General features: G+C 53.7%; 19 protein-coding genes. 6 read left to right on the top strand and 13 right to left on the bottom strand.

What is annotated here, in order from left to right; translation table 11 throughout:
• Window positions 1–159: 159 nt before the first annotated feature.
• Window positions 160–1,194, top strand: a complete 1,035-nt coding sequence (locus ACMZ66_RS08620; RefSeq protein ID WP_416936392.1) for an ABC transporter substrate-binding protein — start codon at window positions 160–162, stop codon at window positions 1,192–1,194.
• 92 nt (window positions 1,195–1,286) lie between these two features.
• Here ACMZ66_RS08620 and ACMZ66_RS08625 read toward each other — a convergent pair whose 3' ends face one another.
• Window positions 1,287–1,670: a thiol-disulfide oxidoreductase DCC family protein gene (locus ACMZ66_RS08625; protein ID WP_416936394.1), complete on the bottom strand. Its 384-nt coding sequence runs from the start codon at window positions 1,668–1,670 to the stop codon at window positions 1,287–1,289.
• 249 nt (window positions 1,671–1,919) lie between these two features.
• Between ACMZ66_RS08625 and ACMZ66_RS08630 the strand changes: the two genes are divergently transcribed.
• The 3 genes from ACMZ66_RS08630 (at window position 1,920) to ACMZ66_RS08640 (ending at window position 5,002) form a co-directional block, all read left to right on the top strand.
• Window positions 1,920–2,783, top strand: coding sequence for an ABC transporter permease (locus tag ACMZ66_RS08630; protein WP_416936396.1), 864 nt, complete (start codon window positions 1,920–1,922; stop codon window positions 2,781–2,783).
• The gene (locus tag ACMZ66_RS08635) at window positions 2,780–3,802 is read left to right on the top strand and encodes a quaternary amine ABC transporter ATP-binding protein (RefSeq protein ID WP_416936398.1); all 1,023 of its coding nucleotides are present in this window, start codon (window positions 2,780–2,782) and stop codon (window positions 3,800–3,802) included. Before ACMZ66_RS08630 ends, ACMZ66_RS08635 begins: the two co-directional genes overlap by 4 nt.
• Before the next feature lie 108 nt (window positions 3,803–3,910).
• Window positions 3,911–5,002 (top strand): HD-GYP domain-containing protein, encoded by a 1,092-nt coding sequence (locus ACMZ66_RS08640; RefSeq protein ID WP_416936400.1) that lies wholly within the window; start codon window positions 3,911–3,913, stop codon window positions 5,000–5,002.
• A 26-nt stretch (window positions 5,003–5,028) separates the two neighbouring features.
• Here ACMZ66_RS08640 and ACMZ66_RS08645 read toward each other — a convergent pair whose 3' ends face one another.
• Together ACMZ66_RS08645 and ACMZ66_RS08650 are read right to left on the bottom strand one after the other, a co-directional pair.
• Window positions 5,029–5,517, bottom strand: coding sequence for a Mov34/MPN/PAD-1 family protein (locus ACMZ66_RS08645; RefSeq protein WP_416936402.1), 489 nt, complete (start codon window positions 5,515–5,517; stop codon window positions 5,029–5,031).
• A 44-nt stretch (window positions 5,518–5,561) separates the two neighbouring features.
• The gene (locus tag ACMZ66_RS08650; protein ID WP_416936404.1) at window positions 5,562–5,933 is read right to left on the bottom strand and encodes a hypothetical protein; all 372 of its coding nucleotides are present in this window, start codon (window positions 5,931–5,933) and stop codon (window positions 5,562–5,564) included.
• A gap of 282 nt (window positions 5,934–6,215) precedes the next feature.
• Between ACMZ66_RS08650 and ACMZ66_RS08655 the strand changes: the two genes are divergently transcribed.
• Entirely contained in the window at window positions 6,216–7,208 is a 993-nt protein-coding gene (locus ACMZ66_RS08655; protein WP_416936406.1) for an RluA family pseudouridine synthase, read from the top strand.
• Between the two features lie 97 nt (window positions 7,209–7,305).
• Complete coding sequence (rpoH, locus tag ACMZ66_RS08660) at window positions 7,306–8,172, top strand: RNA polymerase sigma factor RpoH (RefSeq protein ID WP_416936408.1); 867 nt, start codon at window positions 7,306–7,308, stop codon at window positions 8,170–8,172.
• A gap of 99 nt (window positions 8,173–8,271) precedes the next feature.
• Here rpoH and ACMZ66_RS08665 read toward each other — a convergent pair whose 3' ends face one another.
• The 10 genes from ACMZ66_RS08665 to ACMZ66_RS08710 form a co-directional block, all read right to left on the bottom strand.
• On the bottom strand, window positions 8,272–8,748 hold the full coding sequence (locus tag ACMZ66_RS08665) for a hypothetical protein (RefSeq protein ID WP_416936410.1): 477 nt from the start codon (window positions 8,746–8,748) through the stop codon (window positions 8,272–8,274).
• A gap of 9 nt (window positions 8,749–8,757) precedes the next feature.
• The gene (locus tag ACMZ66_RS08670) at window positions 8,758–10,893 is read right to left on the bottom strand and encodes a protein kinase family protein (RefSeq protein ID WP_416936412.1); all 2,136 of its coding nucleotides are present in this window, start codon (window positions 10,891–10,893) and stop codon (window positions 8,758–8,760) included.
• A gap of 249 nt (window positions 10,894–11,142) precedes the next feature.
• Window positions 11,143–12,438 (bottom strand): adenylosuccinate synthase, encoded by a 1,296-nt coding sequence (locus ACMZ66_RS08675; RefSeq protein ID WP_416936414.1) that lies wholly within the window; start codon window positions 12,436–12,438, stop codon window positions 11,143–11,145.
• A gap of 35 nt (window positions 12,439–12,473) precedes the next feature.
• Complete coding sequence (locus ACMZ66_RS08680) at window positions 12,474–13,640, bottom strand: ATP phosphoribosyltransferase regulatory subunit (RefSeq protein ID WP_416936416.1); 1,167 nt, start codon at window positions 13,638–13,640, stop codon at window positions 12,474–12,476.
• A 152-nt stretch (window positions 13,641–13,792) separates the two neighbouring features.
• On the bottom strand, window positions 13,793–14,986 hold the full coding sequence (locus tag ACMZ66_RS08685) for a phosphoserine transaminase (protein WP_416936418.1): 1,194 nt from the start codon (window positions 14,984–14,986) through the stop codon (window positions 13,793–13,795).
• Window positions 14,987–15,173: 187 nt separating this feature from the next.
• Complete coding sequence (locus tag ACMZ66_RS08690; protein ID WP_416936420.1) at window positions 15,174–17,045, bottom strand: SLC13 family permease; 1,872 nt, start codon at window positions 17,043–17,045, stop codon at window positions 15,174–15,176.
• A 274-nt stretch (window positions 17,046–17,319) separates the two neighbouring features.
• Window positions 17,320–18,147 carry a PhzF family phenazine biosynthesis protein gene (locus ACMZ66_RS08695; protein ID WP_416936422.1) on the bottom strand — a complete coding sequence of 276 codons (828 nt, stop codon included), beginning with the start codon at window positions 18,145–18,147 and terminating at the stop codon, window positions 17,320–17,322.
• A gap of 339 nt (window positions 18,148–18,486) precedes the next feature.
• A complete protein-coding gene (locus tag ACMZ66_RS08700) occupies window positions 18,487–19,917 on the bottom strand; it encodes a pyridoxal phosphate-dependent decarboxylase family protein (protein ID WP_416936424.1) in 1,431 nt (476 codons plus the stop codon).
• Complete coding sequence (locus ACMZ66_RS08705) at window positions 19,914–20,876, bottom strand: threonine dehydratase (RefSeq protein ID WP_416936425.1); 963 nt, start codon at window positions 20,874–20,876, stop codon at window positions 19,914–19,916. Before ACMZ66_RS08705 ends, ACMZ66_RS08700 begins: the two co-directional genes overlap by 4 nt.
• Before the next feature lie 109 nt (window positions 20,877–20,985).
• A complete protein-coding gene (locus tag ACMZ66_RS08710) occupies window positions 20,986–21,270 on the bottom strand; it encodes a DUF1127 domain-containing protein (RefSeq protein WP_416936427.1) in 285 nt (94 codons plus the stop codon).
• Window positions 21,271–21,327: the final 57 nt, after the last annotated feature.

The following is a 21,327-nucleotide window of genomic DNA, read 5'->3' on the forward strand; positions in this document are numbered from 1 at the left end:
GCATCACTTTTGACCCCACGGTTAAACTTGCCATACCTGTATCAGGGGCATCGTCTGGTTCGAAACAAGATCAACAAAAAGGCGAACCACGTGGACATCCAACCACAAGGACCATGCATTTGATGCGATTCCGGACCGCAACCACGAAGGGACAGAAGGATGAAAACCCTGCCTACCGGAGCCGCAATGCTTATGGCCGCTGGCCTTGCATTTACTTCCTTTTCGACAAGCGCACAGGCACAGGATGCCAGTTGTGAAATTGACCGGCCGGTGATGTTTGCCGGGCTCAATTACGACAGCGCGCTTTTCCATAATGCCGTTGCCCGCTTCATCATTGAAAAGGGCTATGGCTGTCAAACCGATGCCCTGCCCGGCGACGTCATTCCGCTTTTGACCGGTGCAGGCAAAGGTGATGTTGATGTCGTCATGGAAATCTGGCGCGACAATGTTGCCGATGCCTGGAAAAAGGCCGAGGCCGCTGGTTCTGTAAGCCAGATCGGGGTGAATTTCGATGACGCCATCGAAGGCTGGTTCGTACCAAGCTATGTTATCGAAGGTGACGCCGAACGCGGCATCGAACCGATGGCCCCTGATCTGAAATCGGTTGATGATCTGCCCAAATATGCCGATCTCTTCGAAGACCCCGAAGAACCGGGCAAAGGCCGCTTCTATAACTGCCCGTCGGGCTGGGTCTGTGAAAAGGTCAATTCATCAAAGCTTGGCGCTTACAAGCTTGATGAAAGCTTCACCAACTTCCGCCCTGGCACCGGTGCAGCCCTGTCTGCTGCCATTGCATCAGCGCATAAACGCGGTAAACCGGCCCTTTATTATTATTGGGGTCCGACCTGGGTGATGGGTCTTTATGACAGTGTTCGCCTTGAAGAACCGGTTTATGACAAGGCCATTTTCGATGCGCTGAAAACGGACGAAAACCCGACCAAGGCAACCGCCTACCCGCAAAGCACGGTGACGATTGGTGTGAACAACGACTTCAAAGCCGCCGCACCAAATCTGATCACCTTCCTGACCAACTACGAAACCAGCAACGCGCTGGTCTCTGAGATGCTGGCCTATATGCAGGAAAACAACGAAAAGCCTGATGGGGCAGCGATGTATTTCCTGAAATCCAAGCCGGATGTCTGGAAAGCGTGGGTGCCTGCGGATGTTGCAGCGCGCGTTGAAAGTGCGATGTAAGCAATTCAGCCGCTAAATCGCTTAAACACCCCGCAGGAGAAATCTTGCGGGGTGGTTTGTTTGGCAAATAAGTACATCGAATTGCGGACAAGCTAGTTTTGTCGCAGCACTTCCTGATCCGCCGCAAGCTGGCAATGCGTCAGGCGTTTAAATCGCCACTCGGCCCAAAGCCGATAGACAAGGTTTGCGCTCTGTCGAATACCCGGCAGAGCAACGACAGCAGCCAAAACACGCCACTTGCTTAATTGTCGCCAAATGAGAATAAAGGCGTCAGCCCCGGCGTGCCATTGCCCGTCTGCGTCCAAGGCACGCATCTGCTTTAAAGCTTGGACATGTGAAATGCCGTGCTTTTCAAGATCACCGGCATGCTCCGTGATGTCCCGCCAATCGAAAACACCGCTTGGTGCGATCTTGCGGTAATAGTTGATTTCGCGCGTGCACAGACCGCATTTTCCATCAAAGAACACAGTGATCATCGCAACCTCTTGGAAATGCCAGCGTCGTTAAGAGCTACGGGCATGACGGACGATTGGATTATGGCGCATGGGAACAGGTCGCGCAAAACCTTCGCCACAAAAGACCCGTAACGCCACACTGCGTCACGCACACGACCAAAAGATGTCAGGAGATGTCAGTCAGGGGGCGATTTACGGTCGCGCGTGCCAAATGATCTTGTTAGGCTCTTACGCTCATTGATTTTTTGAGCAGATCGGGCCGGTTGCGCCATGTTTCCAGAACAGTTGAATGTGCCTTTGGGCAAGTGGGTCAATCAGTTTGTTGATTGGCTGGTGATCAATTATGGCGCGACGTTTGAGGCCTTTGCCGACAGTTTACTGACCGTTTTGGTTGCGTTGGAGCAGGTATTGCGCGGCGCGCCCTGGTGGGTGGTTTTGATCGCCATTGCTGCCATCACCTGGCATGCCAGCAAGAACTGGAAACTGGTTGCTGGTTTGGTGATCGCGATGTTTGCCATTGGCACATTGGGCTTGTGGGACAAGGCGATGCAGACCCTGGCCCTGATGATTGTCGCGACATCACTTTCGGTTCTGATCGGCATTCCGGTCGGGATTGCCATGGCGATGTCCAATCGCCTGCGCGCGATTATGCTGCCGATCCTTGATACTATGCAAACCATGCCAAGTTTCGTGTATCTGATCCCTGCACTGATGCTGTTTGGCTTGGGCAAGGTTCCGGCGATCCTCGCCACCGTGATTTATGCGGCACCACCTGTGATGCGTTTGACCGATTTGGGTATTCGATTGGTCGATCCGGAAGTTCTGGAAGCTTCACGTTCATTCGGGGCCAGCCGCAAACAAATCCTGTTTGGTGTGCAGTTACCCCTTGCCCTTCCCAACATCATGGCCGGGATCAATCAGACGACGATGATGTCGATTTCGATGGTGGTGATTGCATCAATGATTGGCGCGCGCGGACTTGGTGAACAGGTCCTGATGGGGATTCAGCGTCTTGATGTTGGCGCAGGCATGGAAGCCGGGATTGCGATTGTGCTTTTGGCTGTGGTGTTTGACAGGATCGGTCAGGCCTATGGCAAGCGATCACAACGTTCGCACAGCACGGAGGACGCATGATGAGCTATATCGAAATCCGCAATATTTTCAAAATCTTCGGCCCCGATCCAAAATCCGCACTTGAACTCGCCAAGGGTGGCTCGGACAAGGATGAGATCCTTGCAAAAACCGGTCACACGGTTGGCCTTCATGACGTGTCGTTATCAATCGAACAGGGTGAGACATTCGTTGTCATGGGGCTCTCGGGATCGGGCAAATCGACCCTGATCCGGCATCTTAATCGTCTGATCGATCCGACGGCGGGTGAAGTTTCATTTGGCGGGGAAGATATCCTGTCGATGGATATCCCGACGCTCAATGCCTTTCGCCGCAAGCGGCTTGGCATGGTGTTTCAGCGCTTTGGCCTGCTGCCCCATCGCAACGTGATGGATAACGTTGCCTATGGGCTGGAAATCCAGGGTGTGGCGCGGAAAGAACGCGAAGCCGCCGCATCAAAATGGATTGAGCGGGTTGGCTTGGCCGGGTACGAGGCCAAATACCCCGATCAGCTATCAGGCGGTATGCAGCAGCGCGTTGGTCTTGCCCGGGCTCTGGCGACGGACCCCGAAGTTCTTTTGATGGATGAGGCATTTTCAGCCCTTGATCCGCTGATCCGATCTGACATGCAAGATGAGCTGATGAAGCTTCAGGCGGAGCTTCACAAGACGATTGTCTTCATCACCCATGACCTTGATGAAGCACTTAAGATCGGCGATCGCATCGCCATTCTGAAAGATGGGAAACTGGTGCAAGTCGGGCGGCCCGAGGAAATCGTCCTTCGTCCTGCTGATGATTATGTGCAGGCCTTTACACGCGATGTGAACAGATCAAAGGTTCTGCGCGCACGGTCAATTATGGAGCCGATTGGCAATGGAGATATCATTGCCAATGACCTTCCGGCGATCGCCGCCGATGCGAGACTTGCAGATATTTTGCCCGTCGCATTGGCAAACGGAACCAGCATGGCGGTTGTGAATGCGCAGCAAACGCCAATTGGGATCATCAAGACCGAACAGGTTATTTCTGCACTTGATGCGTGATCATGGTTGCTTGAATGGATGGTCGGATCGGGGTACCATTTTCTTGACATAGGATAGTTATAAACTGGTCTTTAAGTTTATAAATTCTCACGCAAACAGAGCGTGCATATGATCATTTTGACCGACCATGAAGACCTTCCGGATTTGCCATCCAGCATTCTGGGATTTGTCGTTGAAATCGCATCGCTGGCTACGCCATTGCCGCGCCCGCCCTGTGTACTTGTGATCGATATTGATCTGGGCGATACCGCAGCACTTGGTGAAGTCAGCGCTGTGCTTAAGGGCCTGCCGCGCGAGACAATCAAGGTCTTTGCGATTGACGCCAAAAGCCGCCGGCAGGAGCTTCAGGCCAATTCGCTTGGCGCGAATATGACGGTCCCCCGACCGCTTAATGAACTTGCCTTGGCGCGGGTGATTGAAAAGCAGATCCATAGCGACAGAAACACACCACCCTCATCGCGCGCGGTCGTCGGCAATGCGGCGCAGGCCCTTGCCGATGCGTTTGAAATGATCACGCAAAATTCTGATATCGACATTGATCGCATCAGCCAATCCGGCGCCGAAATCGCCGATACAGTCGGATCACTTGGCGTCGAAGATTGGCTGACGACGGTTCGGATTTATCATCAGTCAACATTCCAGCACATCCTTCTTGTGACCGGGATAGCGGTCGGCTTTGCCAAGGCAACAGGCATGAGCTTTGAAGACACGGTCAAGCTTGCCAATGCCGGGCTTTTACATGATATCGGCAAGGTCGATATTCCCGCCGAAATTCTCAACAAGCCGGGGCAGTTGACGCCCGATGAGTTTGAAGTCGTCCGCAAGCATCCCCTGATCGGTTATCAGATGCTGGCCGCCCAAGGTGGCCTTCCGGTCGATGTACTTCATGCTGTGCGCCATCATCACGAATTTCTCGATGGCACCGGTTATCCTGACGGCCTGGCGGGTAAGGAAATCCCGGATCTGACGCGTATTTTGACCGTGTGCGACATCATGGGCGCGTTGCTTGAACGGCGCCCCTATAAGGAGCCCTATAGCCTTAAGAAGGCATTCGGGATTTTGATGGGGCTCGCTGATGCCGGGAAAGTCGAAAAGGCCTTGGTGATGGCTTTGGCACGGTCGATGGATACGGCAAAACCCATGATGGGTCATCCGGCAATTGTCGCCCGTGCATCCCTGACACCGCTTTACATCACCTGAAGAAGATCAAACCAAACTTCAACCAATCAAGTCGTCTCAACGACTTTGCAACGCCGGAAGTAGCGAACCATCTTGTCTTCCACGTTGGCCTGATCGCCCTGGTGAATGATGCGATACATACCGCTTGCAAGCGCACCTGTATGATCGGTGGCAACAATCATCCATAAAAACCCGTTTTCATCAGCCCGTGCGCGATCACGGTTTGATGGCAACGCATTACCATTGGGATGGGAATGGAAGCATCCGACAACCGTTTCGCCATCCTGGCGGGCGGTGCGGTAGCTATCAATCAGGGTTTGCGGATCAATCTCGAAGGTTTTAAGCGGGTCTGTTGCAACGTTGCGCGCGGCAACAACGCGATGAATGCGGTTTGGGCTGTCTTGATCTGCGATCAGAAGGCCGCAGCATTCCTCGGGCCATTGCAGGGCGGCAAGGTCGCGGATTTCATCATGCAGGCGTGTTGAAAGCATCACGGCATTATCCGCAGTGCCGTTGGCATGTTTCTGATTGCTCACGCCCTGCCCGTCCGCCATGGCAAGCCCTGCCCTTTTGTTGCGTCTTATTGCGCTGTTGGTTGAAGCAAAATACGTCCAAGAACCGACTTGTCTGCAAGCGAGATGACCACAAGTCGCGCACCTGCCCCATCCGGGCCCTCGATGTGAACGGTCGCCTGATTGCCGTCAATGGCATAGCTGACCAGTTTCTCGCCCGGTTCGATGTCAATGACGATATCGCCAAAGGCTGAAAGCATCTGCGGGGCCAGCATCACTTCAACCATATCACCAGCAACCGGAACGGATGGCGTTGAGGCCGTTTGGGACGCACCATCGTCCTTGGCATTCTTATCAAGTGACAGGCCATAGGCGACAAGCCCAATGCCAATCACGATCAAAAGCCCCATGAACGCAACCAAAGCCTTAACTACACGCATCGTATTTCCAACTGACAAAACCGGGTGAAAGCCGCATGCTCGGCAAACGCTACCGCGCATATAGAATATAAACCAAGGCCATAGCGACAAGCACGCGCAATTGCAAGATGACAACGACAATCGCACATATTGGCAGATGATTGATGTGAAACGGATCAAACGTGCTTGGCTCTAACGTTTGTACACAAGTCATTTGATCATGTCGCAATTCGTTGCAATCCGGTGCAAAGACGCTAAAAGCTGCACACCATCTAATCCCAATTGGAAATCAACCGCGATCCGATGTCTGATGAACTGAGCTATACCGCGACAAGCGAAGATGAAGGTGCGCGCCTTGATAAGGTGCTGGCAACTGCATGGCCAGATCAGTCGCGTTCGCGGATCAAGGCATTGATCGAGGACGGGCAGCTTAGCCTGAACGGTCAGCCCGCCCGCAAAATGTCGACCAAGGTCAAGGAAGGCGATGTCTTTAACCTGACAATCCCACCGGCCGAGGCAGCGGAACCTGAACCAGAAGACATCAAGCTTGATGTTCTTTACGAGGATGATGACCTTCTGGTGATCAACAAGCCAGCCGGGATGGTTGTCCATCCTGCCGCGGGAAATGAAAGCGGTACGCTTGTAAACGCCCTTCTGGCGCATTGCGGCGATAGCCTGTCAGGGATTGGCGGGGTCAAGCGCCCAGGTATTGTCCATCGACTGGATAAAAACACCAGTGGCGCAATGGTGGTTGCAAAGAACGATACGGCACATCGCGCACTTTCGACCCTGTTTTCCGAGGATAAGGAAAACATCGACCGGGCATACCTTGCGGTTGTATGGGGCGTTCCGCGCCCGTTAGAGGGCAAAATCGAGGGAAACATTGGCCGCAGCCCGAAGAACCGCAAGAAGATGACAGTGCTTAAATCTACGGGAAAATACGCACTAACTCATTACAAAACACTGCAAATTCGCGACAACTCGTTGGCATCCCTGGTCGAGTGCCGCCTTGCAACCGGGCGTACGCATCAAATCCGGGTGCATATGAGCCATATCGGGCACTCACTTGTTTGTGATCCAGTTTACGGTCGCAATAGAACTGTTCAAAAGTGCAACTTTAAGACGCAAGAGATTTTGAACGCATTCAACAAACAGGCTCTACACGCCAGAACGCTTGGATTTGTGCACCCCAGGACCGGGGAGTATATCTCGACCACTGCCCCCCTGCCGGAAGACCTTTTGGAGCTGATCGAGAGCCTAAACCTATCCCTAGGAATAGGAGCACCTAACCTTTAAGTCGTAAAACTCATTGACGAGTTCTAATACTCCCGTATACCCTGATTCAAGTGCTAGGGGATAACAGCACTTTATCGAAGCATAACGGGAGGCTTCAATGAAACAAGGAAATGCTCTTCCAGTAATCTCTCAAGATGGTCTGACTGTCTACTTGCAGCGTATCCGCCGTTACCCGATGCTTACCCCTGAACAGGAAACGACGTACGCCTGTGATTTTCGTGACAAGGATTGTGACAAGTCCGCGGAAAGACTGATTACCAGTCACCTTCGGCTGGTTGCCAAGATCGCCATGAGTTATCGCGGTTATGGCCTGCCTTTGAATGAATTGATTTCCGAAGGCAATGTCGGCTTGCTCCAGTCCGTTAAACGCTTCGACCCTGACAAGGGTTTCAGACTTGCCACCTATGCTATGTGGTGGATCCGTGCAGCCATTCAGGAATACATCCTTCATTCCTGGTCGCTTGTGAAAATGGGCACGACTGCTGCACAGAAAAAGCTTTTCTTCAATCTTCGCAAACTCAAAAGCCAGATGCAGGCGATTGATGAGGGGGATCTGTTGCCAGAACAGGTCGAGCTCATCGCCACCAAGCTGAACGTTTCCGAAGATGATGTGATCATGATGAACCGCCGCCTCGCAGGGCCGGACCATTCATTGAATGCGCCGGTAAGGATTGAAGGCGACGGCGAATGGGTCGACTGGATCGAAAGCGACGATGAAGACCAGGAAACCCTGTATGGCAAACGCGAAGAATTCTTGCAGCGCATGAACATGCTGAAAAGTGCGATGTCGCATCTTAACGATCGCGAACGCGACATTTTGACGCAGCGCCGCCTGCTTGAAAGCCCGGTAACGCTTGAGAACCTTAGTGTTGCTTATGGCATCTCGCGCGAACGTATTCGCCAGATTGAAGTGCGCGCCTTTGAAAAAGTCCGCAAATCGATCCATAGCGATCTGCCACACTAATAATCATCACCCTCTTCCCCCCTTTGCAACGAACTGCGGCGGACAAGATGTCCGCCGCTTTTTTGTTTGCCTGTCCGGAATGTAAAGTGTGATTTCGGATCAATTGCCGGATCGGTCGACTTCCTTGATCAGGCTATCGCCCCAGGTCTTGATCAGACTGCGCTGCTTTTTACGAAGCTCCCCCACCCGACGTTGGGCAGAAAGGTTCAACACATTGGCAACGATGGGTGGCATGGCCAGATAAAGCAACCAGCCAAGACCGGCTGCGCCATACATGATCGAAAGTGCCAAGGGCTGGAAAATCTGCTGGGTTGCACTGCCAACCGTTTGGGATGGCACCTGCCACAGCTCAAGGATATAGGGCGCGACACCTGAAAAGTTCAGACCAAACACACAACGCGCCATAGTACGGCCCGGGCTGCGGTCAAAGATGAAGGCCACCATGGATGGCAACAATCCGACTACCAGCGTGATGAAGGTCGGCAATGCGACCATGAACAGCAAAACTGCTGATGCAACCACCGACAAACCGGAAAATGCGCTGCGGCCCTTTTTGGGGCTTTTACCTTTTGCCATGTCGATCCCTTAGAAGATGTGCATCAAGAACAATGCCGACACTGTCAGCAACGCAATCATGGTCGACGCAAAGGCCGCGGCCTGCTGTCCGACCTTTTCGGCCAGTTCAAGTCGTGCTGGCCCTGACAATTCAAGGTCAAACACTTCGCTTTCGGCTTCGGAATATTCCGTCACAGCCTCGACAAATTCGGACTGATCCTTGCGCCGTTCCTGTTCGTCGTTGATCAGATTGTAAAGCTCGACCAGATTGCCGCGCTTGGCCAGTTTTGGAATTTCGGTTTCCACCCGTTCCCGGCGCGCTTTGCTGTGAAAGACCTTGATCGCCGGTTCCATCAGACGCGCAACCCAGTGCGACAAGTTGTTAAGGTTATCTGGCCCGTGGCGCCATTGAACGATGGCAAGCATGCTAATGATCGCGCGGCTATATTCCACCTCGTCCGACGGATTTTGCATCGCCATCAACTGGCTTTCAACGTCATCTTCAAGGCGGGTCGCGATGAAGGCCGCGATATGGCGATCAACCGGCCAGCTATCCTCGGATGCACTTTCAGCTGCTTTTTCCAACGCGGGCAGAAGCTGCGAGATGCTGACAACATATTCCTGTTCGATCAGCGGACTTAGGCAATGCTGATTGCGCACAACGGCATAGAGGCAACGCTCATATCCATAACCAGCACTTTGCTGCTGGATGTAGTAACGCATGTTTTTGTAAAGCTGCTGAAGCTTTTGAACTTCCGGGCTGTAGCCTTCTTGGCGGCTGAACCAGAAGGACGGAATATCGCGCACAATCACATCAGCAAAACGCTGCGGCCCGCGACCATGCTGCACGTCGTATGACAACATGAAACCAAGCCCATCGACCATGGCAGCAAAGCCCTTGAACCGGATCGGCCCGGTCGGATCCATAATCAGGATAGAGCGGGCCACAAGGACATCTTCCGCAGATCGCTTGTCCGCCCCGGCCCATTGCAATTGCCGCATGGCATCGGCCATGGCCTTGGCGCGTTCGTTATCACCAAGACCACGGCGCAGCCAAATTTCGACCGTCCCGTCACGCAATGGCGCCAGCGAACTGACCCAATTCTTGGCAATCCCTTGTGCCAGTGATCGGCAGGTATAATAGTCGCGGCCCGAAAGGTTTTGCGACCGTGCGGCACGCTTTTCGGTATTGGCCTGAACCGGTTTGGTGCGGCGTCCGTCGATCCAAGCATTGAGCTCGGCAAATCCCCAGCGTTCTTCCGGGTCATCACACAAAAGCCCGCGGACCGGCTCGATCAGGATCAATGGCAGTTTTTCATTTGACGCGATGGCCTGGAACGAGCCCTTTGCAAGCTTCAGCTCCATGATTTCAAGATCGTCCATCTTCTTAAGCGGCTGGCGACCAATCCCAAGTTCCGCCAAAGTCACGCCCAGCGCATAAAGATCATCTGAAAGCGAACCCGTACCACGTCCGGCCGGATCGGCACTCATACGAGAGGTCGGTTCATACACCAAGGGCTGCGAATAGCCCGGCGGTCCACCGGCGCAATCACCAAGCACGACCTTTTCACGCATGACATCGGCAAAGAACAGGTTGCTTGCACGTACATTTCGGTGTGACAGCCCCTTTTCACCAAGGGTCTGCAAGACATTCATCAGCGGCTCAACGACCACTGTCGCAATGTCATGTTCATCAATCGCAAGCTTCTTGTCGCGAACCGTGACCTTGCCGCCCGGTGGCTTTTCAAAGAACAGCACCATGGTGTTGCGCCCAAAGGGCGGCCAATAAGCGACTTCGCTATCAAGCAGGTCGATCTGACCGGCCAGATGCATGCCGGTCAAAAACGTGATGTGGTCATGGCGGGTCGGAAGAACCGGATCGGTTACAACGGCAAAGGCACTGCCTTCATCACGGCGCAGGTTATCTGCCGTATAGGCCTTGCAATGGCCCATGTCGAATTCTGGCATGCGCAAATCAAGGAACACACGGAAATTGCCGATTTCGACACTTTTTCCGGTGCCAGCAATCGGGACTTCTTCGCCAAGACCAAGCGCCTCGTCAGATTTATCATCGGCATCCGCGCCGCCGCCCGGTGCATCCATCACCGGATCTTGCGAAGAACCGTTCGAAACTTCCTGTTCCTGATCTTCAGCTTGCTCTGCCATGATCCCGATATTTCTTTATACGTTATCATTCTTTGGGGACGCGGAAATTCTGCTGCGCAGTCATCCTGACATACCCAGCAGTACGGTACCCTCAAAAGGTTGATAAAACGATACTTCTGATAGTCGACCGGGGCAAGCTGTTATCAGGTCAGACACATTCGACAACTCTGACCAAATCATTCATTTCACAAACAAAAAAGCCACCAGTCGCAACTGGTGGCTTTTGCAATGTTCTGCGTGAACAGAAACTTATGCGCTGAACGGGTCGTGAACCAGAATGGTGTCGTCACGTTCCGGGCTGGTCGACAGCAGCGCAACCGGTGCTTCGATCAGTTCTTCGATGCGGCGAACATATTTGATCGCAGCAGCCGGAAGATCGGCCCAGCTACGTGCACCCATGGTGGTTTCGGACCAACCTTCAATGCTTTCGTAAACCGGCTTGGCTTTCGCCTGCAGACGCTGGTTTGCCGGCAGATGGTCGTAGATTTTGCCATCAATGTCATAGCCGGTGCAGATCTTGATTTCTTCAAAGCCATCAAGAACGTCAAGCTTGGTCAATGCGATGCCGGTGATGCCGTTAACCTTGACCGACTGACGGACAAGGGCTGCATCAAACCAACCACAACGACGCTTACGACCAGTGACAACACCGAATTCATGGCCACGCTGACCAAGACGCTCGCCATCTGCGTCAAACAGCTCAGACGGGAACGGGCCTTCACCAACACGGGTGGTGTATGCCTTGGTGATACCCAGAACATAGCCAACGCCCGACGGGCCCATACCAGAACCAGCAGCAGCCTGACCCGAAACGGTGTTCGACGAGGTCACGAACGGATAGGTGCCGTGGTCGATGTCAAGCATTGTGCCCTGAGCACCTTCAAACAGGATACGCTTACCAGCTTCTTTGAACTGGTTGAGCGACTTCCAAACGGTGTCAGAGAACGGCAGGATTTTCGGCGCGATTTCCTTGAGCTGAGCAAGAAGCTCTGCACCATCGACTTCCGGCTGACCAAGGCCACGCAGAAGCGCATTATGGTGGGTCAGAAGGTTTTCGACCTTCGCTTCAAGAAGATCGGTATCAGCCAGATCACCAACGCGGATCGCGCGGCGGCCAACACGGTCTTCATAAGCCGGGCCGATACCACGACCGGTGGTGCCGATCTTGTTGTCGCCCGAAGCAGCAGCTTCACGTGCGCGATCCAGATTGCCATGCAGCGGCAGGATCAGGCAGGCATTTTCAGCCAGACGCAGGTTTTCCGGGGTGATGTCAACGCCCTGCTCTTTCAGGCGGCCGATTTCAGCAAGCAGCGCCCACGGATCAACAACAACACCGTTGCCAATCACAGAGAGTTTGTTCTGACGGACGATACCTGACGGCAGCAGGCTCAGTTTATAGGTGGTTCCGTCGATCACCAAAGTATGACCGGCGTTATGACCACCCTGGAAACGCACAACGACGTCTGCCCGTTCAGACAGCCAGTCGACGATCTTGCCTTTACCTTCGTCCCCCCACTGGGAACCGATCACGGCAACATTGGTCATCGCAAAACTCCTTGCGCGATAAAAAGTTCGTTCGATTAGGCGTTCAGCGGCACGACTTGGCCGCCAAGATAAATGTAGTCACAGCCCATGCCGCGTGCTTCGATGCGTGCGGCTTGTTCTGTTTTGGCTTCTGCCGCACCTTCAAGTGCAGCAACCGTGTAATGACCTTCGGCGCGCAATTTGCGTGCTTCACGCTGCGGCGTACCAAGCGGAAGGTAAACACGTTCAACCGGTTCTGCGTCCGGAAGTCCGCGCAGAATACTATCCATATAAAGCGACATGCCTGTTGCGGCCTCGCCCGATGCGCCGCCTGCACGGTAACGGCCACCACGGCCGATCTCACCTCGCACATTGCGTGCAAACAAGGTAAAGCTGACACCGGTTTGATAGCGGAAACCAGCCATCTCGACCGGATCAATGGTCAGGGCTGCTTCAAGACCCGATGCCAAGACACGCTCTGCAACGTCAATCAGACGATAAAGTTCTTCAGACGCACCAAGCGGCAGTTCAAGCTTCTTAAGCTTCGGCAATGCGGTCTGTGCCGGGCCTGCGGCCTCCAACAATGCGACCAAAACGTCTGTTACCTTGCCATCGATCCCGCGAAGGGCTGCGACGTCACGACGCTCAAGCGCCTCGGTCAGTGCTTCGCGGTCATCGCGCGATACGCCAAAGGCATCAAACAGGCGGACCGGCAAAGTCGGCAGGTTCAGGTCAACCGACACATCGGCGAGACCGATGCACTCAAGTGCCTCAAGCGCAAGCAGGACAATCTCGGTATCAGCCGCCGCACTGGAAACACCGATCAGTTCAGCACCTACCTGTGCGAACTGACGTTCCGGGCGCAGATGAGAACCCTTGATCCGAAGAACATCACCGGAATAGGACAAACGCAGCGGACGCGGCGCATCACCCAATCGGGTCGCAGCAATTCGGCCAACCTGCGGGGTCATGTCGGAACGAAGCCCCATCATGCGGCGCGATTCCGGATCCATAAGGCGGAATGTCTGGGTTGCGAGTTCTGGTGCAGCACCTTCAAGCAGGCTTTCTTCAAACTCGACTAGCGGTGTTTTCACGCGGTCGTAGCCTGCATGTGCCAGACTGGCCATCAGCTTTTCACGGATTTCAGCTTCCCGTGCAGCGGTTCCTGGCAGGACATCCTGCAGGCCGGCGGGCAAAAGAGCTTTCCTGGCGAGTTCGGTCATGTTGTGTGCTTTCCGGACTGGGCGCGCAAATTCGATCTGATGGCGTCCCGAGTTTTACTCAAGGCTGACTATCCGGTAGCGGTTACTACCGCGTTGTGCCGGACAGAGCAACGGGGAAAACCCCTAAAACGCAAATAATACGTACGAAATATCTATTCGCCAGCGGCGAATTCGGCTTTTACGACCGAATATGCCCAATCAAGCCACGGCAAAAGCGCCTTGATATCGCTGGGTTCCACGGTCGCACCACCCCAAATCCGAAGACCTGCCGGCGCGTCGCGATAACCGTTGATATCAAGTGCAACATTTTCCGCTTCGAGAATCTGGGAAATCTTTTTCGGCAGCGCTGCCTGCTGATCTTCGGACAAACCAAGCGCCCAAGGATCGATAATCTTGATGCACATCGACGTGTTTGATGCTGTTGCCGGGTCTTCCGCAAGGTCCGCCGCCCAGTCACTGGTCGCAAGCCACGCATCAAGATGTGCACGGCTTTCACGGGTGCGGTTCAAAAGCCCTTCCAGCCCACCAATCGAATCTGCCCATTTCAGGGTATCAATCGCGTCTTCGACAACCAGCATCGATGGCGTATTGATGGTTTCACCGCGGAAAATACCATCAATCAGCTTGCCACCCTTGGTCATGCGGAAGATCTTCGGCATCGGCCAAGCGGGGCTATAGCTTTCAAGGCGCGCGACAGCGCGCGGGCTCAGGATAATGATCCCGTGACCACCCTCGCCGCCCAGAACCTTCTGCCAGCTATAGGTTACGACATCGAGCTTGTCCCACGGCAGTTCCATGGCAAAGATCGCCGAGGTCGCATCGCAAATGGTCAAACCTTTGCGATCATAGGCAATCCAGTCACCATTGGGAACACGCACACCCGCTGTCGTACCGTTCCAGGTAAAGACAACGTCGCGATCAAAATCGACCGATGCCAGATCCGGCAGTTTGCCGTAATCGGCCTCAAGCGTTCTGACATCGTCAAGTTTAAGCTGTTTGATCACGTCACTGACCCAGGTCGAGCCGAAGCTTTCCCACGCCAGCATGTCCACACCGCGCGCGCCCAGCATCGACCACAGCGCCATTTCAACAGCCCCGGTATCCGATGCGGGCACAACACCCAGCAGATATTCATCAGGCAGTTTCAGCATCTCGCGCGAACGATCAATGACCTCTTCCAGACGCTGCTTGCCAAGTTTGGATCGATGGGAACGACCAAGAATTTCCGTTTCCAGTGCCGATGCGGACCAACCCGGGCGTTTTTTGCACGGACCCGACGAAAAGTTCGGGCTGGTTGGACGGCTATCGGGCTTTGCGAAAGCGGTATTCTCGGCAGTCTGGGCCATCGGTATATTCCTGATCATAAAGAACAACCCAACCTGATCATGACAGATCAAATTAGGGGGCTGATCCTATTGAGAGAAAGGCAAAAGTCAAACGCCTTCCACACAAACGGGCCAGCCAATTTTGCATGGCTGGCCCGTTTGTGTTGAGAAGGTTATACGCAGTTGCACGCAGAGCGAAAATCACGACTTAGAACGGGATTTCGTAATACCAGGGCGCAAAGATGCTAAACGCAATCCAAAGCAGGATAATCAGCGGCGTCCCGGCCTTAAGGAAGTCGATAAACCGATAGTGGCCTGGACCCATGACAAGCAGGTTGGTTTGATAGCCAACTGGTGATGCAAACGAACAGTTTGCAGCCATCACCACCGCAATCGCAAAGACATGTGGCGGCACGCCAAGTTGCTGCGCCATGCCAATCCCGATCGGCGTAAACAGAACCGCACAGGCATTATTTGACAGCACGTTGGTAAAGGCCGCGACAATCAGGAAGAACAGCGAGAGGATCACGGGTGCTGGCGCGCCACTGGTTGCTGCCAAGAGCTGATCTGCAACAAATTCGGCACCACCTGTCAATTGCAATGCGTTACCCAGCGCCAAGGCAGCCGCCACCAGCAGGACAATCTTGCGATCAATCGCACGTGACGCCTGACGCAAGTTCAAGGCGCCGGATGCGATCATAAGCCCCGCCCCGATGAAGCTTGAAACCATGATCGGAACAATGCCGGTCGCGGCGAGCGCAATGACACCAAGGAAGATGGTCGCGGCACGGCGAGCATGGAACGGACGCGGCAAGGTGCGCGTCGACCATTCCAGCAAGACCACGTCGCGAATGGTGCGAAGTGCTTCAACATCTTCCGACCGGCCCTGCACCAGAAGAACGTCACCAGCTTCGAGGCGGATTTCCGTCATCTGGGTACGGATCATGCGCGACCGGCGCTGAATGCCCAACACAAGGCACTTGTACTGATAACGGAAACCGATTTGCTCAAGGTTAAAGCCAATCAGGCGCGAGCCCGGCGGTAACATAACCTCTGCCAGAAGCTGCGTTGATTTCTGCGGGGTTTCTTCCCCGTCACCGTTTACGGATGCTGCATCGGCATGCAGCAGGCCCGGATCTTTTTGCAGGGCTTCGGTAAGTGCCTTACGCGTTGCCGCAACCACCAAAACGTCACCGGCCTGAATTTCCATATCGTCTTCAAACGGTGGCAGCTCTGCATGTTCGCGGCGCACGATCATTTGAATGGTGATGTTTGGCAGATTTTTGAAGAAACCCGCGACCGGGCGCGTGCCGATCATTTGCGACGCCGGGCCAACTGTGATCTGGGCAATGAATTGCTTGCCGCTGCTATCAGGATTGGCAAGCTTGCTGCGCATGGATGCCAGTGCGGGCAGAAGACGCGGCGCGATCAACAGAACATAAACAAAACCGGTTAGCGCCAAGACACTGCCAATCACGGTGAATTCAAAGAACTCAAGCCCTGGCATGCCAAGCTCGATCAACGAGCTTGAGACCAAAAGGTTGGTCGACGAACCGATCAAGGTCGTCATGCCCCCGAGGATCGCCGCATAGGAAAGCGGGATCATCAGCGATGATGGTGAACGTTCAATACGCTCGGCAAGCGCTTGAATAATAGGGATAAAGATAACGACAACCGGGGTGTTGTTCAGGAATGCCGACATCAGCATTACAACAAACAACCCGATGAAAATCGCAACAGATGCGTTCTTGCCGCCATGTTCGGTGATCAAACCGGCGATGTAGCTGACACCACCGGTTAGAACCATCCCTTGCCCGACAACAAGCAGCGATAGCACTGTAAGCAATGCCGGATTAGCAAAGCCAGACATAATGGTACCGGCGCCCAGAAGGTTTTCACCATCGGCATCCAAAAGCGGGAAGAATTCGAAAAACAGCAACAGGGTTGCAATCAGCGCCATGCTGGTCAGTTCGAGCGAAATACGCTCCAGCCCATACAGGACAAGCGATCCGGCAACCAGCGCCAGAACCACCCACATCTGCATCGGCGTCGCAGAACTGGCGACAACACTTTCGATCACGATATATCTTCCCCTGTAAAACCAGCACCTTTGTGGTTTTCCGCCCACGGTTTGGTCCGTGTGACGCGCCCACATTCGTCGTATTTTGCCTTTACTTAGACGAAAGCCCTATGGCCGGGTCAATAAAAAAACAAAGCCAAACCAGTTCAATGCGGATTAATCGGTAGACCGAAGCACTTAAAACCAAATCAGATTTTTCGACACTCAGACAGCAAAAAGCGGGCAACATCACTGCTGCCCGCCTTAGGATAATCATGCATGAACTTGGGTGTGATCAGGCTGCAACGACGATTTCGCCCTTAAGGTACAAAACGGCCTCGCCCTTCAGATGGACACGATCACCATCCAACGCACAGGCAACAACACCGCCGCGCTTGGACGCCTGATAGCCAACCACATCATTCTGACCAAGCTTCTCGGCCCAATAAGGTGCGACCACGCAATGCATGTAACCAGTCACTGGGTCTTCATCGATGCCGATTGCCGGAACAAAGAAACGTGAAATCATATCAATTCCGGTCTTATCACCCGGTGCCGTGACAATCACACCACGTCCGGCAAGTTTGCCAAGCGTCGACATATCAGGCACCATTTCACGCACAATCTTGGCGTCATCGTAAACTGCGACAATGTCCGTATCACGGCTGTTGACCACATAGGTCTCAACCGGCTTTGCACCGCCAAGGGCTGTGATGATTTCGTTCGTCATCGGTTCTGGGCGAACCGGTTGTTTGGGGAAGTTCAAAACAATCGCATCCCCATCACGACGTGCCGTCAGAATACCGCTTTTGCTTTGCAGACGGATCACATCACCCGCAAAACCAAGCTGGTTGAAAATCACAAAGGCACTGGCAAGGGTCGCATGCCCGCAAAGCGGCACTTCGACTGTCGGCGTAAACCATCTGATATGGAAATCCGCTTCATCTGCATCTTCGCACGGAATGAAAAATGCAGTTTCCGACAGATTGTTTTCCATCGCGATTTTCTGAAGCACGTCATCGAATAGCCACTCTGTCAGCGGCACAACTGCCGCCGGATTTCCTGCAAACAGCATTTCGGTGAAGGCATCAATCTGATAGATCGGCAAAGTCTGGGTGGTCATGGTCTTATCCTGAGGTCGGGCACGTTTGATGTGGTTAGGGTCAGGACCTAATTAATTTGATTTGAATGGCAGAGCTTCTATTTGTGAAATCCAAGGAAAATCCCGCCGAGCGGTTTGGTATCCCGGTCAAGGGGTTTGACGTCGGAGTTTGCAAATAGAAGCTCTGTCCTTCGGATCGGCCAGATTTGCACGGGTTACTTTGTCGCAAAACCTTGAAAGATGTATATCTTCCAGCGGTTTTGCTTCGCGTATCCGCACAAATCTGACCGACCATTCGAACCAAATTAATAGGTCCTGACCCTAGATATCGTTTTGACACCCAACCACATTTGTCATCTTTTATAAAACAGAATCAATTGCCTGTTTAATGATCACAAGATCATGATCCTGGGTGCGCCAGCTTGAAAACGCCGCCCGGAAACCGAACCGACCGTTATAGATTGTGGGGGTCATAAACAGCTTGCCAGTCGCATTGATCTTTTCAAGCAGCGCGCGGTTCTGATCATCATCACCCAGAGATGTAAACATGGTGACGTTCAGTTTTGGCTCGCTCAGAAGTTCAAGCTTTTCATGGGTTCGCACCCACGCGCCAAGATCCGCCGCCTGGTCACAATTGGCGCGAATGATTGCCGCAAACCCGTCACGACCATAAGCCTTCATTGCCATCCAAAGTGGCAATGCGCGGAACCGGCGGGAATTTTCCACCCCGCGATTGATATAGCTGTTGCCCTCTGCCTTGGTCGCAAGATACGGCGCAAATGCGCGGCAGCAGGTTTCCAGAACCGAAATATGACGAGTCAGGAAAATACCGCAATCATAAGGAACGTTCAGCCACTTATGACCATCCGAGGTGATGGAATCCGCGCGATCAATACCTGCCAGGAAATGTGCCCGGCGATCATCCAAGGCGACAAACAAACCGAACGCCGCATCAACATGAAGCCACGCACCATATGCCGCACAAAGATCGGCAATGGCCGTAAGATCATCAAAGTCCGTAGCATTCACCGTTCCAGCCGATGCGATGACAATCTTGCCGCGCGCATCACTGGCCTTAAGCTTCGCGCGCAGGTCGTCAAGATCGGTTTCCTCGGATCCCGGAAGGGTCGCAACCTTGGTAAAGCTATTACGTCCAATACCGGTGATCGAAAGATCCTTGACCATGCTGGCATGCGGGGTGGCGGCAAAGACTTCAAGATCAGGCAAAACACCAGCGCCATCTGCGTCGACATTCACACCAACCCGCTCGCCACACCATTGGCGACCAGCAACCAGACCCAGCAGGTTCGATACCGTCGCACCGGTCGTCAAAACACCGTCAAAACGATCTGATGGCAGTCCGCCAAGATCGCACAACCAGTTGATCACTTGTTCTTCAACGGCCGCATTGACCGATCCTTCCGGACCAGTCGCGTTTTGGTCAATGGCACTGGCAAGCCAATCACCGGCAAGGGCAGCCGGTGTCGTGCCACCGGTCACAAATCCAAGATAACGTGGACCAATTGATGCGGCGAGCAGCGGCAGAATTTCTTCTTTCGCTGCCCGCAACGCATCAAGTGTACCGCTTCCCTGCCCTGATAAGGGGCGCGAGGGGTCAAAAGCAGAGAAATCGCGGCAGGTCACATCCATGTCGTCTGCACCCTGAACGAAGCCATGTGCCAGATCGCCTGTTTCCACAAGAATCCGGCCAAGCTTTTCAAGGTCATCAAACATGAGATGACGCGCATTGTCAGTGGGGCTGTCAGATGCACGATTTGTAACAACGTTCATGGATTTTCTCCCGAAAGGATGCGGGCATAATCAGCCCGGTCGATATTCGCCCCGGTCAGGACCACGGCGATTTTCTTTCCAATATTCTGGTCGCGTTCGCTAATGGCGGCGGCAAGTGACGCAGCCCCTGCACCTTCGGCCAAGGTGTGGCACGAACTGAAGTAAAGGCGCATGGCATCTGCAATCTGATCATCACTGACCGCAACAATGTCAGCAGCACCGTTGGTGATGATTTCAAACGCAGCGGGATCAGGGCTTCGGCACGCAACACCATCGGCAAAGGTATTCGCTGTTGCTGTTTGAATGATTTTACCGGCCTTATAGGATTGGCGCACCGCATCCGCACCGGTCGCGACGACGCCGACAATTTCGGTCTTAAGCCCAAGGGCATCGCGCGCCGTAATTAGCGAACAAATCCCTGATCCCATACCGACCGGCACATAAACGCGATCAAGTCCCTTGGTCTCGTCAAACAGCTCAAGCCCATAGGACGCAACACCGCGCACCAGTTCCCGATGAAACGGCGGGACCATGAAGCTGTCTTCTTTGCTGGCGCATTCATAGGCGTATTCGGCTGCTTCCTGGAAATCATTGCCATGTTCAATGACTTCCGCACCCCATGCCCGCATTGCGGCGTTCTTTTCAACCGAATTGCCATGGGGGACAATAATCGTGGCTGGCATGCCAAGACGACTGGCCGCATGGGCAAGGCTTTGGCCGTGATTGCCACGGGTGGCAGAGATAATACCACGGCTCAGATCAACCGATGATCCGAGATATTTGCAAAACGTCAAACCACCGCGAACCTTGAACGCGCCAAGGCGGGTATGATTTTCATGTTTGACATACAGGGACAATCCCGTCGCACGATCAAGCAACGGCCAACGAATTGTCGGGGTTGGCGGGACATATTTATGCACAAAAGTCGCTGCATCCCGTAATTCCGTCAAACTGAACATTCGTATTGTATCCCTGAATTCGCTTAATCGTGACAATTAGACAATGTACCCGTTTCGGACCGAACGGAGGCACGATGGGAGCACGCGCCTCCGTCATGCACAGCGGTGGCTAGCTGCGCGGGGGGATCCCGGTCCAAATGGGTCTGGAAAGCTCGTGATCAATGTCGGCACGGGTCAGACCGACATCCTTAAGCATATGATCATCAAGCAATTCTATCGCATGACGGTTACGTGCACGTGATTGCACCCGTGCGAGGTAATCCAAAAAGGAGATCACCGCACCAATCACCGCTGCGCGCCAGGTCGCAGGTTTAACACCCTGCTCGCCCGTCATCACAACTTGATCATTGATCCGGATGCCGGGAAGCTGGATTGTATCGTTACAATTTACCATCTTCTTCTCCTATCGGTTAATTGTCTCGATATTGTTTTGTCATTGACATTATTATTG

The sequence above is a fragment of the Thalassospira sp. genome, assembly GCF_048059015.1.
Taxonomy (GTDB): Bacteria; Pseudomonadota; Alphaproteobacteria; order Rhodospirillales; family Thalassospiraceae; genus Thalassospira.

What these genes read in the sequence shown, in the direction of transcription:
- ACMZ66_RS08620 (WP_416936392.1), top strand. Translation starts at nt 160, where the DNA reads ATGAAAACCCTGCCTACCGGAGCCGCAATGCTTATGGCCGCTGGCCTT.
- ACMZ66_RS08625 (WP_416936394.1), bottom strand. Translation starts at nt 1,670, where the DNA reads ATGATCACTGTGTTCTTTGATGGAAAATGCGGTCTGTGCACGCGCGAA.
- ACMZ66_RS08630 (WP_416936396.1), top strand. Translation starts at nt 1,920, where the DNA reads ATGTTTCCAGAACAGTTGAATGTGCCTTTGGGCAAGTGGGTCAATCAG.
- ACMZ66_RS08635 (WP_416936398.1), top strand. Translation starts at nt 2,780, where the DNA reads ATGATGAGCTATATCGAAATCCGCAATATTTTCAAAATCTTCGGCCCC.
- ACMZ66_RS08640 (WP_416936400.1), top strand. Translation starts at nt 3,911, where the DNA reads ATGATCATTTTGACCGACCATGAAGACCTTCCGGATTTGCCATCCAGC.
- ACMZ66_RS08650 (WP_416936404.1), bottom strand. Translation starts at nt 5,933, where the DNA reads ATGCGTGTAGTTAAGGCTTTGGTTGCGTTCATGGGGCTTTTGATCGTG.
- ACMZ66_RS08655 (WP_416936406.1), top strand. Translation starts at nt 6,216, where the DNA reads ATGTCTGATGAACTGAGCTATACCGCGACAAGCGAAGATGAAGGTGCG.
- rpoH (WP_416936408.1), top strand. Translation starts at nt 7,306, where the DNA reads ATGAAACAAGGAAATGCTCTTCCAGTAATCTCTCAAGATGGTCTGACT.
- ACMZ66_RS08665 (WP_416936410.1), bottom strand. Translation starts at nt 8,748, where the DNA reads ATGGCAAAAGGTAAAAGCCCCAAAAAGGGCCGCAGCGCATTTTCCGGT.
- ACMZ66_RS08670 (WP_416936412.1), bottom strand. Translation starts at nt 10,893, where the DNA reads ATGGCAGAGCAAGCTGAAGATCAGGAACAGGAAGTTTCGAACGGTTCT.
- ACMZ66_RS08675 (WP_416936414.1), bottom strand. Translation starts at nt 12,438, where the DNA reads ATGACCAATGTTGCCGTGATCGGTTCCCAGTGGGGGGACGAAGGTAAA.
- ACMZ66_RS08680 (WP_416936416.1), bottom strand. Translation starts at nt 13,640, where the DNA reads ATGACCGAACTCGCCAGGAAAGCTCTTTTGCCCGCCGGCCTGCAGGAT.
- ACMZ66_RS08685 (WP_416936418.1), bottom strand. Translation starts at nt 14,986, where the DNA reads ATGGCCCAGACTGCCGAGAATACCGCTTTCGCAAAGCCCGATAGCCGT.
- ACMZ66_RS08695 (WP_416936422.1), bottom strand. Translation starts at nt 18,147, where the DNA reads ATGACCACCCAGACTTTGCCGATCTATCAGATTGATGCCTTCACCGAA.
- ACMZ66_RS08700 (WP_416936424.1), bottom strand. Translation starts at nt 19,917, where the DNA reads ATGAACGTTGTTACAAATCGTGCATCTGACAGCCCCACTGACAATGCG.
- ACMZ66_RS08705 (WP_416936425.1), bottom strand. Translation starts at nt 20,876, where the DNA reads ATGTTCAGTTTGACGGAATTACGGGATGCAGCGACTTTTGTGCATAAA.
- ACMZ66_RS08710 (WP_416936427.1), bottom strand. Translation starts at nt 21,270, where the DNA reads ATGGTAAATTGTAACGATACAATCCAGCTTCCCGGCATCCGGATCAAT.